Annotated in this window: 14 protein-coding genes and 2 riboswitches; all 14 genes read left to right on the top strand. The window is 44.5% G+C overall.

The annotated features are described in order from the left end of the window. The first annotated feature begins 14 nt into the window (after positions 1-14). The 14 genes from BK575_RS19185 (at position 15) to BK575_RS19125 (ending at position 13,040) form a co-directional block, all read left to right on the top strand. Positions 15-785, top strand: a complete 771-nt coding sequence (locus BK575_RS19185; protein WP_078412788.1) for a DeoR/GlpR family DNA-binding transcription regulator — start codon at positions 15-17, stop codon at positions 783-785. A gap of 508 nt (positions 786-1,293) precedes the next feature. Then, positions 1,294-1,566 carry a hypothetical protein gene (locus BK575_RS19180; RefSeq protein WP_078412786.1) on the top strand — a complete coding sequence of 91 codons (273 nt, stop codon included), beginning with the start codon at positions 1,294-1,296 and terminating at the stop codon, positions 1,564-1,566. Between the two features lie 363 nt (positions 1,567-1,929). Further along, a riboswitch (SAM riboswitch) is annotated at positions 1,930-2,036 on the top strand. Between the two features lie 104 nt (positions 2,037-2,140). Continuing rightward, positions 2,141-2,629: a hypothetical protein gene (locus tag BK575_RS28175; RefSeq protein WP_139368075.1), complete on the top strand. Its 489-nt coding sequence runs from the start codon at positions 2,141-2,143 to the stop codon at positions 2,627-2,629. A gap of 314 nt (positions 2,630-2,943) precedes the next feature. Next, positions 2,944-3,140: riboswitch (cobalamin riboswitch) on the top strand. Positions 3,141-3,167: 27 nt separating this feature from the next. Continuing rightward, positions 3,168-3,359, top strand: coding sequence for a hypothetical protein (locus BK575_RS19175; RefSeq protein WP_078412784.1), 192 nt, complete (start codon positions 3,168-3,170; stop codon positions 3,357-3,359). A gap of 23 nt (positions 3,360-3,382) precedes the next feature. Beyond that, positions 3,383-3,766, top strand: coding sequence for a (2Fe-2S) ferredoxin domain-containing protein (locus BK575_RS19170; RefSeq protein WP_078412782.1), 384 nt, complete (start codon positions 3,383-3,385; stop codon positions 3,764-3,766). 38 nt (positions 3,767-3,804) lie between these two features. Beyond that, positions 3,805-5,397: a precorrin-3B C(17)-methyltransferase gene (gene cobJ / locus BK575_RS19165; RefSeq protein ID WP_078412780.1), complete on the top strand. Its 1,593-nt coding sequence runs from the start codon at positions 3,805-3,807 to the stop codon at positions 5,395-5,397. 222 nt (positions 5,398-5,619) lie between these two features. Continuing rightward, positions 5,620-6,558, top strand: coding sequence for a sirohydrochlorin chelatase (locus BK575_RS19160; protein ID WP_078412770.1), 939 nt, complete (start codon positions 5,620-5,622; stop codon positions 6,556-6,558). Then, the gene (cobK, locus tag BK575_RS19155; RefSeq protein WP_078412761.1) at positions 6,555-7,322 is read left to right on the top strand and encodes a precorrin-6A reductase; all 768 of its coding nucleotides are present in this window, start codon (positions 6,555-6,557) and stop codon (positions 7,320-7,322) included. Before BK575_RS19160 ends, cobK begins: the two co-directional genes overlap by 4 nt. A 152-nt stretch (positions 7,323-7,474) precedes the next feature. Then, positions 7,475-8,152, top strand: a complete 678-nt coding sequence (locus BK575_RS19150) for a precorrin-8X methylmutase (protein ID WP_078412758.1) — start codon at positions 7,475-7,477, stop codon at positions 8,150-8,152. Continuing rightward, positions 8,130-9,230 carry a cobalt-precorrin-5B (C(1))-methyltransferase gene (locus BK575_RS19145; RefSeq protein ID WP_078412756.1) on the top strand — a complete coding sequence of 367 codons (1,101 nt, stop codon included), beginning with the start codon at positions 8,130-8,132 and terminating at the stop codon, positions 9,228-9,230. The genes BK575_RS19150 and BK575_RS19145 overlap by 23 nt, the downstream gene beginning before the upstream one ends. Continuing rightward, entirely contained in the window at positions 9,223-10,431 is a 1,209-nt protein-coding gene (gene cbiE / locus BK575_RS19140) for a precorrin-6y C5,15-methyltransferase (decarboxylating) subunit CbiE (protein ID WP_078412754.1), read from the top strand. Before BK575_RS19145 ends, cbiE begins: the two co-directional genes overlap by 8 nt. A 1-nt stretch (position 10,432) precedes the next feature. Next, positions 10,433-11,134, top strand: coding sequence for a precorrin-2 C(20)-methyltransferase (cobI, locus tag BK575_RS19135; protein ID WP_078412752.1), 702 nt, complete (start codon positions 10,433-10,435; stop codon positions 11,132-11,134). Further along, on the top strand, positions 11,134-11,907 hold the full coding sequence (gene cobM / locus BK575_RS19130; protein ID WP_078414870.1) for a precorrin-4 C(11)-methyltransferase: 774 nt from the start codon (positions 11,134-11,136) through the stop codon (positions 11,905-11,907). The genes cobI and cobM overlap by 1 nt, the downstream gene beginning before the upstream one ends. Continuing rightward, complete coding sequence (locus BK575_RS19125) at positions 11,904-13,040, top strand: cobalt-precorrin 5A hydrolase (RefSeq protein WP_078412750.1); 1,137 nt, start codon at positions 11,904-11,906, stop codon at positions 13,038-13,040. The genes cobM and BK575_RS19125 overlap by 4 nt, the downstream gene beginning before the upstream one ends.

The following is a 13,040-nucleotide window of genomic DNA, read 5'->3' as shown; positions in this document are numbered from 1 at the left end:
AGGGAGTAAGATACATGTCTTTATTAGCAGAAGAAAGAAAAAAGCGGATCATAGAACTGATTGAACAGCAAGGCAAAGTCAGGGTGAATGACTTAGCCCATGATTTTGATGTATCAACCGAGACAATTCGCCGCTATTTGGAAGAGCTGGAAAATGAAAAAAAATTGAAAAAAGTATACGGCGGTGCGGTGAAGGTCGAACCGGAAACCGCGGAACCATCTATGTTTGAACGTGAAATTTTGAGAATAGATGAGAAAAAGCAAATTGCTTTAAAGGCAGCTTCGTTCATTGAGGAAGGGGATGTCGTTTTCGTTGATGAAGGCAGCACCACCCTGCAGATGGTCCCAACGTTCATGGACATATCGGATGTGACCATCATTACGAATTCTTTTCCTTTTGCTGCGAGATTAATGGCACAGGAAAATAAGCAGCTTTTTAAAGGCGAACTTATTTTTCTTGGGGGCCATGTCCGAAGCAAACATTTCCGCGCTTCCGGTTCATTGGCGGAAAAAATGGCAAAAGAATTTTACACCAATAAAGCCTTTATCTCGGTAGATGGGATCCATCTAGAATCAGGCATCACCAGCTATGATTTAGAGAAATGCATGCTGTCGAAAATTTTCATTAAAAATGCAGAAAAAACGTTTGTGTTGGCCGATCAATCAAAAATTGGAGTGAAGGCGAATTATAAAATCGATTCATTGAAAAATATTGATCACATCATATCCGACAGTACCGCTCCAGAAGGTTGGAGCGAGGCTGAGGGAAAATGGATGAATGGTTAACTTAACTCAGCCGGGGTGTTTTGAAGGACTTTTCTACACGAAACGAAGATATCCAACAAGCCTCTATTACATGATAAAAACGGATTTTTAATGATATGCCCTGTCAAGAGACCCGTTTGTTTTACTGGGTTTTCATGACGGGGTTTTTCTAGAGACTGCCTATGGGCTCGATAGTTATTTTGTCAGCTTAAAATCTCTATGTCAGATTTCTTCACAATCAACTGGAGACGCACCATAAAATTAGGCTATAGTATACATAACGACAAACAGGTACATTCCCCATAAAGAAAAGGGATCTTTAAAAAAAAATATCATTGAAAGCGTTTTCAAATTTGGTAAAATATGATAAAATAAGGAAAATAATCAGGATATGGTGAGCAGAATAACTCATTTTTGGAGAATGGAAGTGTATAATGGAAGTTTTTCACGGATGGGTCAAATGACGCAATGGAATCAAACGTTATAAGGATGTGCCGTTGGCAAAAAATTTACGCAGGAGGGGTTAAGAATGGGAGAAAAAAACTTGAAAGATCAATATTCCTTTCTTGAGAAGCAAGTGAACGATTACATGCAGAGCCTGTTGGTAAAGACGCCAGAGCAGGTCATACATTATTTTGAAAAACGCTTAAAAACATATAGGGCTATGTTAGAGAAGCAGGAGGTTTATCCTGAAAGTATCATTCTATACGTACAGCACTTGATTAGCGAACATTCTTTACACCTGAAAAGAGTCGAGCAGTATATGAAATATCAAAAAGAGAATGCTTTATACTCTATATAGCACAATAGTCAGAAGCAGCCTTAAACATGGGGTTGCTTTTTTTGTGTGCCAGGTATGTTCATCAAATAGACGGTGAAAGTCCGTTATGGGCGTTGGGATATGCGAACCGTTAGAGGTGTCCATGGTGACATGAAATCAGAAGGAAACCCTCGGCAAATCCTCGGTCTTGAGGTACACGAATCACCTCTGAGGTTTCTATTTCAAGATGAGTTTACGAAACGAAACAAAACAAAGTACAAAATATCCCCGGGTGAAAATGGATAAAAATATATTGTTCCCTTTTCAAAAGTAGTATATAATTTAGTATAAATTGCCGTAAACAACGGATGATACGTATTTGCAAATTTCATAAAGCTTACAATTTCCTTATATAGAGAGGTGGAGGGACTGGCCCTGTGAAACCTCAGCAACCCCTGGTCATTTTGATTGGGAAGGTGCTAATTCCTGCGCGGCATAGCGCAAGATAAGGAGATGGACGGTATCCCAATATTACAAAGCCATCTCTTTTCATGATAAAGAGATGGCTTTTTTATTTCGTTCACTTTATGAACTTGTAGTAGAGGAGGAAAAAAGAATGAATCTGCAAGAGAAGTATGAAGGTGAAAAAATAGTAAAGGACCTTTTTCTAGGGGCAAGTATTCATGAAGTAGAATTCGAGATTTCCGCAGGTCATGCGAAGCTGGTTTTCTGGCCTGAAAATAAAAAGATAGAAGCGCAGGATGGAGTATATTTATACATACCATCGATCGTCCAGCTCAATGAATCATCTTTAAAGGAGAAAGGGATCGAAAAGGCGGATATTCCTATGCTTCAAACTTATCAAATATTGATTGATGTCATCCAGCAAAAAGTAGTAGAGGCAGAACTTGGAGAACGTTCGCCTCACCTTATCTTAACTTTTGAATCAGGGAACGTAGTATTCATAAAAGGTTATCATGACAGTAATGCAAGCTGGGAAGCGGGAAGGTGCGGTAAGAAACAGCAACCCATTATAGCCGCTCAGCCCGCAGGTGTATTGCATATTTATGAGGGCGCTTTTGAGCTGGCAGGAGCAGGCAGCTAACAAAATCGGACTTTGTGACAAGAAAAGCACTTCGCGCGAATGAGCTAAGTTTTTAACATGCAGGATACATTTGAAAGAAAATCTAAATAGACAGGATTTATATACATGCTACTTAATAGCTCGACACATCTTCATTAAATCGAGAAACATCACAATCGGTGACCCAGACAACTTGAATTTGCTCTCAAGAGTTTAGAAAATTTGGCATAGCCGTTCTATGGTCATGTCGAATTTTCTAAATCGATCTATATAGTTCTAAAATTTTTTTGCTAGACTATTATTTATTATATATGATAGCATGATAAACAAAACTGAATATCATCATGCAAGATGGTGCTAAAGCCGTTTGGGCCTTTAGTTTAAATGGGAAGTCCGGTGAAAATCCGGCACGGTTCCGCCACTGTAAATGGGGAGAGACTTTGCAAGATGTCACTGTTTCGAATGGAAATGGGAAGACGCAAAGAATCATTGATCCGCAAGTCAGGAGACCTGCCATGTTGCAGATGCCATAAACCTACGAGAATAGGGGGGTATCACGTTGGGAACGCAAGTATTCAAGATGGAGACTGCCATGCTGGCTCTTAATCTTGTTAATGGACTCATATTTGCAGTTATTCTTTCGTGTACAAAAGCACCCTTAGGCAAAGGGTGCTTTTCTTTTGCACAAAAACGGGAGCTCCCAGATATTTACTTACATATTTATGCTTGTCCTAAAAAAGAAGATGATTGAAATAAATAGAAGAGGTGAACGTCATGACAACTTGGAATTTAACGGGCACGAAACATCATGTCCTAATTTGTAACGGATCAAGCTGTATGCGAAAAGGCGGCGAAGAAGTAACTCAAGCGATTAGGGATGAAATCAAACGATTGAATCTCGACGACCGCATTCATACGACAAGAACGCGATGCAATGGAAGATGCAAAGATGCTTGTATCGTCATCGCCTATCCGGAAGGAACATGGTATAAAGCATCGACACCTGAGGAGGGAAGAAGAATTATCTCTCAACATCTCGCTGGTGGAAATACGATAGAGGACGCGGTTATTTACGAATTTGGGGATGAAGGTATGGTGGCAGCTTCCCGTGAAGGCTTCCATGAAGGAATCTCAAAATTGGAGAAGGCGGGAAAGTGAACAAGTGATGATGGAAATCATAAAAGGAGGATTATAAGATGGCTGGAAAATTACTTGTCATCGGCTTTGGCCCCGGAAGCTTTGAGCATATAACGAAAAGGGCCCAGGAAGCGATTCAAGAGAGCGATTGCGTCATTGGATACAAAACATACGTGGAATTAATTCAGAATTTGCTTTCAAATCAGGAAATTATCAGTACAGGAATGTCGGAAGAGGTTACTCGCGCGCAGGCGGCTGTTCGCTTGGCGGAAGAAGGGAAAAAAGTGGCCGTCATTTCGAGCGGGGATGCCGGTGTATACGGTATGGCAGGCCTGGTGTATGAAGTGCTCGTCGAGAAAGGCTGGGTAGAAGAAACAGGTGTGGAAGTGGAAGTCATTCCAGGAGTATCCGCAATTAACTCCTGTGCGGCCTTGCTGGGAGCACCTGTCATGCATGATGCGTGTACCATCAGCTTAAGTGATCATTTAACACCGTGGGACTTAATTGCCAAGCGCATTGAAGCGGCGGCACAGGCAGATTTCGTTATCGCCCTTTATAACCCGAAAAGCGGACGCAGGACGAGACAGATTGTAGAAGCACAGAAAATTTTGCTTAAATATCGTGCGCCGGACACACCGGTTGGGCTTGTCAAAAGTGCCTATCGCGAAAAACAGCATGTCGTCATGACTACGTTAAAAGAGATGCTTAATCATGATATCGGGATGCTGACAACGGTAATGATTGGAAATTCCTCTACTTTTTTATACGGAAGCAAGATGATCACACCAAGGGGATACCAGCGGAAGTACACGTTAAACGCAGATGTACAGCCATTGAAGCCGCACGAACGCTTGCGGCGGGAAAATGAACCGTGGGCCTTGCATGAAGGAAAAGAAGAGGAAACGCCTCTTGCTCTTGCCATGGAAGCATTACAAACCGTAAAAGCAGAAAAAGCGGCGGCATTAGAAAACGCCGTGGCTGCGCCTGTTTACAATCCGGTCGAATCGATTTTTGAGCTGGCTGTCAGTCCGGGGGTTGCGAATAAAAAGTTCACTCCGCAGCAACTGATCGCTTTGGCTGAAGTGACTGGAGAAAAAGGGACGATGGAGTATACTCCTCATCACCAAATCCTTCTTCGGATTCCGACGGCAAATCCTGAGGAGATTACACAAAAGTTAAGAAGTGTCAATTTGTCATTATCGCCGATTGGGGACGTACTTGTTGTGAAAGCATGCGATTTTTGTGACGGTGAAAAGAGTGACTCTATCCCTTATGCAGAAGAAATACAAAAGAAGTTGGGTGGAATCGATCTTCCGAAAGAGCTGATGCTTGGCTTTAATGGGTGCGGAATGGCCTGTTACGGCGCGGTGAAAGAAGACATCGGCATTGTCTTCCGAAAAGGGAAGTTCGATTTGTTTTTGGGAGCGAAAACCGTCGGAAGAACGGCGCATGCCGGCCAGCCTGTTGTGGAAGGGATTGAACCGGAAAATATCGTGAAGGTCATTGAAAATATCGTGAATGAGTATAAGGAGAAAGGGCATCCGAACGAGAGATTTTATAAATTTTTCAAGCGTGTCCGCGAGGTGCAAGGGTTCAAGCATCGGGATATTACACCTGTGATCGAGGTAGAGCCGGCACCATGCGGAGAGTAATCTATCGATCCAGACAATTTGACATGGCTAAAGAGCAGCCATGTTAAATTGTCTGGACCTAAGCGGATGGCACCCCCCTTGCGGGGTTGGCGCATCCGCTTAGGTAGATCTTTGAGGGAGGATTCAAGGTGTTGAAACCCCAACACGCTAAAGAAGAGCTCGGCCAGGGTTGATGTTAAAAGTTAACGTGGAGTTATATAGATAAAACGAGGAGGAAAAGTAATGAAAGCAGTGTTAATGGTAGGTCACGGAAGTCGTGATGCAGAGGGGAACGAGCAGGTCCGGCAATTTATTGAAAACTTAAAGCTGCAGTTGAATTCGTCGCTTTTAGTGGAAACCTGTTTTCTTGAATTCGAATCGCCAAACGTGAACCAGGGAATTGACGCTTGTGTTCAACAAGGGGCGAGCCATGTAGTCGTCATTCCGATCATGCTATTGCCGGCGGGGCATTCAAAAATCCATATTCCGGGTGCCATCGATGAGGCGAAGGAAAAGTATCCGCATGTCCAGTTTACATACGGAAGACCAATTGGAATCCACGAGGAAACATTGGAAATTTGTCAAGCGCGGTTGGAAGAAATCGGAGAGAATATCCATGAACCTGATCCGGATACGGCTATCGTATTTCTTGGACGGGGCGGAAGCGATCCAGACGCCAATAGTGATTTATATAAAATTACCCGCCTTTTATGGGAAAAACTTAATTATAAAATCATCGAGCCGGCCTTTATGGGCGTGACTGACCCGCTTGTCCGTGAAGGGGTCGAACGTTGTATCAAGCTTGGGGCGAAAAAAATCATCATTCTTCCTTACTTTTTGTTCACGGGAATTTTAATTAATCGCCTTGAAGATGTGGTTAAAGAACTGGAGCAGACATATCCGGAGCATGAGTTTAAGTTGGCAGGGTATTTCGGTTTCCATCCGGGACTTCAAACGGTGTTAAAGGATCGCATTGATGAAGCTCTTCAAGGAGAAGTGAAAATGAATTGCGATACATGTCAATATCGCATCAATGCGATGGAGTTCATCGATCATCACCATCATCATGACCATGACCATGATCACGGCCATGGCCATCATCACCACCATCATGATCACGATCACCACCATGATCACCACCATGATCATTCACATGGGAACGAGGTGCAGAAATTAAAATGATTTTGTTTTTGGCGGGTACGAGTGATGCAAGAGCTCTGGCGGTGGAAATCAGCCAGGCCGGCTTCGATTTATTAACAACGGTAGTGACAGAGAACGCGGCAAATGAGATGAGACAGCAAGGCTTGAAGGTGCATGTCGGCCGATTGACCGACCAGGATATTACTAGTTTCATTGAACGATATCAAGTAAAAGTCGTCATTGATGCAAGCCATCCCTTCGCGGAGGAGGCAAGCAAAAATGCGATAAAAGGGGCACAGCAGGCAAACGTCCCGTACATTCGCTACGAACGGGAGTCCCAGCAATTCGAAAATACAGGAGTTACGATGGTTGACAACTATGAAGAGGCGGCAGAAGCAGCAGCCGAAAAAAAAGGTGTCATCATGCTCACAACCGGGAGTAAAACATTGCACATCTTTTCCGAAAAGCTGCTTCATTTACCAGGCACGAAAGTGATTGCCCGTATGCTGCCAAGAAAAGATAACATGGAAAAATGTGAACAGCTCGGCTTTCCACAAAAAAACATTGTCGCTATCCAGGGACCTTTCACAAAAGAGTTTGATATGGCGCTATACAAACAATACGGCGTGACCGTCATGATTACAAAAGAAAGCGGCAAGGTGGGCTCCGTAGACGAAAAGCTAGAAGCGGCAAAGGAGCTAGGGATTGAAACCATTGTCATCAAGCGTCCGAAAATCGAATATGGAACAGCGTATTCAAACTTTACTGACGTCATTGCGCATTTACATAAGATCATATCGATCTAGAAATGTCGATATGGTCAAAGAGCAAAGATGCCGACATTTCACCTTTGAGGGCGAATTCAGGATGTCTAGGTAACCGTGGTGAACACGTCCCAATTAGATCGAGAAGCGTCGAATTATCAAGTAGAACTTATATAAAAACTGGAGGGAAAAGAATGGATTTTCGTACAGAATTTAAACCATTAACGGTACAACCGCAGGAGATTGAAGGAAGAAGCTTTGAAATGATTGATGAGGAAATCGGGGAACACCCATTTACTGCCGGACAATATCCGGTTGTGCAGCGTGTCATTCATGCATCAGCTGATTTTGAACTCGGGCGCAGCCTTGTTTTTCACCCTGACGCGATTCGCTCAGGGATTGAAGCGATTCGCAGCGGCAAAAAGGTCGTAGCGGATGTACAAATGGTTCAAGTCGGTATCAGCAAGCAGCGAATTGAAAAATACGGCGGGGAAATCAAGGTATACATTTCAGATCCCGACGTCATGGAAGAAGCAAAACGTCTCAACACAACAAGAGCCATTATTTCAATGAGAAAAGCAATCAAGGAAGCGGATGGCGGGATTTTTGCCATTGGGAATGCCCCGACTGCGCTGCTTGAACTAATCCGTTTGATTAAGGAAGGGGAAGCAAAACCGGGACTTGTTATCGGCTTGCCGGTTGGCTTCGTTTCAGCTGCTGAATCGAAAGAGGAACTGGCGAAATTGGATGTCCCATTCATTACAAACATCGGGAGAAAAGGTGGAAGTACCGTGACAGTTGCGGCATTAAATGCTCTTTCCATTCTTGCGGAGAAGGCGGAAGTCAACGATGAAAGCAGAGCCGAAAGATAAGAAGTCATTACGGCAAGGGTATACGACAGGTTCTTGTGCAACGGCAGCGACAAAAGCGGCGCTTACCGCATTAATTACGGGTGAGCCGCAAATGGAAGCAACCATTTATCTTCCCGTCGGCAAGTTTGCCACCTTTCAAATGGATAGCTGTGAGTTCACCGGGGACATAGCCGAGACAGGAACCATTAAAGATGCAGGCGATGATCCAGATGCGACCCATAAAGCATTAATCAAGGCAACTGTCACATGGTCGGATGATGAGGGGATTACGATTGACGGCGGTGTTGGTGTTGGCCGCGTAACGAAAGAGGGACTTCCGGTTCCTGTCGGGGAAGCGGCCATCAACCCTGTTCCAAGGAAGATGATTTACGAAACGGCAAAAGAAGTGCTGAAGGAATTCAAAATCCATAAAGGAATCAAGGTGGTCATTTCCGTACCGGATGGAGAGGAAATTGCCAAAAAGACATTGAACGGGCGTCTTGGCATTATTGGCGGCATTTCCATTTTGGGTACAAGGGGAATTGTCGTCCCGTTCTCCACCTCCGCCTATAAAGCGAGTATCGTACAGGCGATCAGTGTAGCGAAAGCGGGTGGCTGCGACCATGTCGTGATTACGACAGGCGGGCGCAGCGAAAAATTTGGCATGCAGCAATACCCAGATCTTCCTGAAGAAGCGTTTATTGAAATGGGAGACTTTGTTGGCTTTACATTGAAAGAGTGCAAGCGGCAAGGGATGAAGAAAGTATCAATGGTTGGCATGATGGGGAAATTTTCAAAAGTTGCACAAGGTGTCATGATGGTCCACTCGAAAAGCGCGCCGGTTGATTTCTCGTTTCTTGCTAATGTCGCACGAAGCGCCGGTGTCGAAGGAGAGCTGCTGCAACAAGTGCTTGATGCGAATACGGCATCCCAAGTCGGTGATTTAATGGTGGCAAATGATTATAAGAAATTTTTCCAAATTCTTTGCGATAATTGCTGCCTGAACGGTTTAAATGAAATAAAGGGCGGCCTTGAATTGGAAACAACCCTCTATACGCTAAAAGGGGCATTGTTAGGAAAGGCGGAACGAAATGGCTGAAACGATTAAGATGATTGGAATCGGGGATGAAGGAAAACAGAGCCTGCTCCCCCTGTATGAAAAATGGATTGAAGAGAGTGAGATGTTAGTAGGAGGAGAGCGGCAGCTAGCTTTTTTTCCTGACTACAAAGGTGAAAAAGTGGTGATCAAGGGAGGGCTGTCGTCTCTTGTGGAGCGTCTCCAACAGGAAGAAAAGCAAGTGGTCATCCTCGCATCGGGAGATCCCCTGTTTTATGGAATCGGCGGCTATTTATCAAAAAAAATGAAGGTCGACATCTATCCGTACGTAAGCTCGATTCAGCTTGCTTTTGCGAGAATGAAAGAGAGCTGGCAGGACGCTTATTTCACGAGTGTTCACGGACGGAGCATAAGGGGGCTGGCACAGCGTATTGACGGGAAATCGAAGGTAGCGCTCCTGACAGACGGAGAAAACACCCCTGCTAAAATAGCAGACTATTTATTGTCGTTTCAGTTTACAGAGTATAAGGCGTTTGTGGCGGAGAATCTTGGAGGGGAAGATGAGCGGTGCGGCTGGTACGACTTGCATGAAATGGCCGAAGCAGAATTTTCTCCGTTGAATGTCGTCATTTTGAAGAAGATGGAGGAAGGGCCGTCATGGCCCCTTGGTATTGATGATCAGGAGTTTTATCAGCGCAAACCGGACAAAGGGCTGATTACCAAAAAGGAAATCCGTACATTAAGCGTCAGTGCTCTTCAGTTAAAAGAAAATAGTATTATATGGGATATTGGTACTTGTACGGGATCTGTAGCGATAGAAGCAGCAAAAATTGCCCGTGAAGGAGCCGTTTATGCGATTGAAAAAAATGAGCAGGACCTCGAGAATGCCCAGCAAAATATGGTGAAGTTCCGGGTCGATGCCACACTCGTACACGGGAAAGCGCCTGACGGCTTAGCTGAGTTTCCGGAACCTGATGCCATCTTTATTGGTGGAACAGCTGGAGGGATGGAACAGATTTTGGATATTTGCTGTTCAAAGCTAAAGACAGACGGTCGAATCGTCTTAAATGCCGTCACAATTGAAAACCTTGTGCAGGCAGTCGAAGCGTTTAAGGCAAGGGAATTTGAAACGGACATCACGCTCGCGCAAATCTCAAGAAGCAAGCCGATTTTGAATTTAACAAGATTTGATGCCTTAAATCCTATTTACATCATTACGGCAGAACGAAAGAAGGTAGATTAAGATGATCGGAACATTATATGGGTTAGGGGTAGGACCGGGAGACCCGGAACTGATTACAGTCAAAGCATTTCGTAAGCTGAAGGAATCACCGGTTATTGCCTATCCGAAAAAAAGAAAAGGCAGTAAAAGCTATGCCCACCGCATTATTGATGTGTATGTAAAACCGGGAGAAAAAGAAATGCTCGGCCTTGTATTCCCAATGACAAAGGATCCGGTTATTTTGGAGCGTGAATGGACGAAAACGGTAGAAGCTGTCTGGGAGCAGCTGAAGGAAGGCAAGGATGTGGCTTTCGTAACAGAAGGAGACCCGCTTTTATACAGCACGTTCATTCATATGATGAACTTGATGAAGGAGCTTCATCCGGAAGTAGAAATTAAGACAGTTCCGGGCATTTCATCTATCAATGGAGCTGCGTCAAGGCTTGGCATCGCTCTCGCGGAAGGGGATGACCATGTTGCGATCATTCCGGCACGGGATGATTATGAAGCGATGAAAAAAGTGATTCAAGAAAATGATTGTGTCGTGTTCATTAAAGTGGCGAAAGTGATCGATCTCATGCTTGAGGTTTTACGGGAACTTGATTTGTTGGATAAGGCTTCTGTCGTTACGAAAGTAACATCTGATGAGGAAATCATTTGGGATGTTCGCGAGTTGGATAACGTGGAGCTCGAATATTTAACGTTAATGGTGGTGAGAAAATGATGAAAGTAACAATTATCGGAGCAGGTCCCGGCGATCCGGATTTAATTACGGTAAAAGGTTTGACGCTTCTTCAAGAAGCGGATGTTGTGATGTATGCCGATTCTCTCGTGAGCGAGGATTTGGTAAAAAAAGCGAAACCAGAAGCGGAAGTGGTGAAAACAGCTGGCATGCATCTGGAAGAAATGGTCGCATTGATGGTAGATCGTGTGCGTCAAGGAAAAAAAGTCGTGCGTGTCCATACGGGTGACCCGGCCGTTTACGGTGCAATCATGGAGCAAATCGTCTTGTTAAAGGAGGCAGGAATCGGCGTCGATATTATTCCGGGTGTAAGTTCTGTGTTTGCTTCGGCAGCAGCTCTTGGTGCTGAATTAACGATCCCGGATTTGACCCAGACCGTCATTTTAACAAGGGCAGAAGGGCGCACCCCTGTTCCGGAAACCGAAAAGCTGAAAGATTTGGCGAAACATCATTGCACGATTGCGTTATTTTTGAGCGCAACATTAACAAAGAAGGTCGTCAAGGAGTTCCTTGATGCCGGCTGGAGCAAAGATACACCGGTGGCCGTCGTGTATAAAGCAACATGGCCTGACCAAAAGATTTTGCGTACTACACTTGAACATTTAGACGCAGACATGCACAAAAATGGGATGAGAAAACAGGCGATGATTTTAGCGGGATGGGCATTGGATGAACACATTCATGAAAAAGACTATCGTTCTAAGCTTTACGATAAGGAATTTACACATGGCTTCAGACGGGGTGTGAAATCATGACAATCTTGTTGGAAGAAGGAATCAATCCGCCATTAAAGCAGCAAGGTACATACGCGATTGTAGCGATTACAAAGCACGGAGTGGAGCTAGCGCGCAATTTGAGCACATCCTTTGAGAACGCCGACCTTTACTATATGAAAAAGTTCGAAAAAGGTGATGAAGAGGAACAGAACATCCAAATGTTCGAAGGCAGCGTACGTCTTTTGCTGCCGTCTCTTTTTCAATCGTATAAAGGAATCATCATGATTATCTCACTTGGAGCGGTCGTCAGGATGATCGCTCCTCTTTTAAAAGATAAAAAAACCGATCCGGGTGTTGTCGTGATTGACGATAAAGGCGAACATGTGATCAGCGTTCTTTCCGGCCACTTAGGCGGAGCTAATGAACTGACAAGGGAAGTGGCGGCTACACTTGGGGCGCGCCCGATCATCACGACAGCTTCCGATGTGCAAAAAACGATTCCGGTTGACTTATTCGGAAAGCGTTTCGGCTGGGTATGGGATTCGGCGGAAAAGCTGACGCCTGTTAGTGCTTCTGTCGTAAACGAAGAACATGTAGCCGTCATCCAGGAATCGGGTGAAAAGGAATGGTGGGACTATGACCGACCGCTGCCTGACAATATCAAGACGTATACGTCCATTGAAGAAGCCTTGCAGGTTAAACCTGATGCCGCTCTTGTCATTACACACCGACAATTAACAGAAGAAGAACAGCCCATTTTGGCAAATGGAGTGCTGTACCGTCCGAAAGTGATTGTGCTTGGAATGGGCTGCAACCGCGGAACATCCAGTGATGAAATCGAGTCGGTCATAAAGGAAACGCTCGATGAATTGCGTTTTTCCATCAAAAGCGTAAAAGCCATCAGTACAATTGACTTGAAGAAGGACGAAGAGGGATTGATCGAGACGGCAAAGAAATACGGCTGGGAGTTTTCGTATTATTCGCCGGAACAGTTAAATTCCATTGAAATCGAACAGCCTTCTGATACAGTCTATAAATTTACGGGGGCCTACGGGGTAAGCGAGCCGGCAGCAAAGCTGTACAGTGGTGCAAGAACGCTTGAGCTTGTGAAAAAGAAATCAGGCAATGTCACGATTTCTGTAGCGGTCATTCCGCATGAGAGGGGGAAATAA

Origin of the sequence: Priestia abyssalis, from assembly GCF_002019595.1 — a bacterium.
GTDB classification, from domain to species: Bacteria; Bacillota; Bacilli; order Bacillales; family Bacillaceae_H; genus Bacillus_BA; species Bacillus_BA abyssalis.
This window is presented reverse-complemented; position numbering and strand designations above follow the sequence as displayed.